We start from the raw sequence: 1277 nt of genomic DNA, 5'->3' as shown, positions 1-1277 counted from the left end.
AGTGGATAGAATGACTACTAGAAAATTGGTTGTCTGGAGACCTAAAGATGGACTAGAGGGACCATTACACTATGTTGAAGTTAAGTTTGCAGATGGATTGCAGTTAGTATTTGAAGATGAATCTAACACAGAAATTAAAATCATTTATAACCAAAATATCAATAGTAAATTTGTTTTGGCATTTAGATTTACAGATGACTTAAAAAGAGGTGACTTATCTAAGATTGCTCGTGAAGCGCGAATAGAGTATTTCAATACTATTAATGCTAAACCATGGTATTTCTATAAAATGATTAATTCTGATTTCATCCATTGGTTTGATCAATTACCGGGTCCCGGTTCAAATGAAATATCTAATATTCAGCATTTTATATTTATGTGCTCTGAAGAAACTTTTGAAGTGATAAGTGAATACGAACCTATTGTACAGATTAATAAAAAAAAGAGTGTATAAACCCAATAAAGAGCCTTCATTATGGAAATGAAGGCTCTTTATTGGGCATCAGCCTACGAGCTGACTATTGGTTTCAATCCAGGCTGTGATCTCTTCAAAAGAGTATACGTGGTTAACAACATCAACCGTGAAGTCTTCAGCTGCTTTTTGAGGAGCCGTTAAACGATAACCGTTGTATTTTAGAAACTGAACCATAGAAACAAACGCCGTTCGTTTATTCCCGTTATGAAAAGCGTGATTTTTAGCAAGTGAATCAAAGAGAGCTGCAGCTTTTTCAAACAAAGAGCCGTATCTGTCTTCTAAAAAGGCGGACTGTTGCGGTCTGTGAACAGCTGAATTTAGCAGAGAAGGAATTTTTACTCCTTCTTTTTCACTCGGACTGTATTTCTTAATGAGATATAAATTGATGGCTACAATCTCCGTTTCCGTTAAATATCGAACGACATTCATTATCTATCTTTTAATCCTTTAATGGTTTCATCGTACTCGTTCAAGGTGCTGTTAAGCACATCAAAGAAATCAGGGCTTAATCCTTCAGGAAGAGAAACCTTCTGCTGTCTCTTCGTAATCTTTATCACATCGCCATCTACTTCTACAGCTAACAAATCACCTTGTATAGCTCCAATTTTTCTAAGAGCTTCGGTCATGTTGATTCCTAAGCTATTTCCTACCTTCGTCACTTTACGTTCCATTTCCATCTCTTTCACCATACCCATTATTGGATTTCCTCCTTATATGTTATGTCCATAATGTAAAATGGTTAAACGGGTTATATTGTATATACGTATATACAATAATAACATAGAATATGTAAGAATGCATA

The 1277-nt window shown here is 35.0% G+C and carries 3 protein-coding genes; 1 reads left to right on the top strand and 2 read right to left on the bottom strand.

Features of this window, described 5'->3' with window-relative positions; translation table 11 throughout:
• Window positions 1-454: hypothetical protein (locus G3O09_RS21920; protein WP_205439704.1), on the top strand; the 454-nt coding region annotated here is incomplete at its 5' end.
• Between the two features lie 48 nt (window positions 455-502).
• On the opposite strand, the gene G3O09_RS21915 is transcribed toward G3O09_RS21920, so the two are convergent.
• Together G3O09_RS21915 and G3O09_RS21910 are read right to left on the bottom strand one after the other, a co-directional pair.
• Window positions 503-904, bottom strand: a complete 402-nt coding sequence (locus G3O09_RS21915) for a type II toxin-antitoxin system death-on-curing family toxin (RefSeq protein WP_163103557.1) — start codon at window positions 902-904, stop codon at window positions 503-505.
• On the bottom strand, window positions 904-1170 hold the full coding sequence (locus G3O09_RS21910) for an AbrB/MazE/SpoVT family DNA-binding domain-containing protein (RefSeq protein WP_370568867.1): 267 nt from the start codon (window positions 1168-1170) through the stop codon (window positions 904-906). The genes G3O09_RS21915 and G3O09_RS21910 overlap by 1 nt, the downstream gene beginning before the upstream one ends.
• Window positions 1171-1277: the final 107 nt, after the last annotated feature.

The sequence above is a fragment of the Peribacillus alkalitolerans genome (assembly GCF_010882125.1).
Taxonomy (GTDB): domain Bacteria; phylum Bacillota; class Bacilli; order Bacillales; family DSM-1321; genus Bacillus_BN; species Bacillus_BN alkalitolerans.
The sequence above is the reverse complement of the archived record's forward strand: the minus strand, read 5'-3'. Positions and strand labels throughout refer to the sequence as shown.

What these genes read in the sequence shown, in the direction of transcription:
- G3O09_RS21910 (WP_370568867.1), bottom strand. Translation starts at nt 1,170, where the DNA reads ATGGGTATGGTGAAAGAGATGGAAATGGAACGTAAAGTGACGAAGGTA.
- G3O09_RS21915 (WP_163103557.1), bottom strand. Translation starts at nt 904, where the DNA reads ATGAATGTCGTTCGATATTTAACGGAAACGGAGATTGTAGCCATCAAT.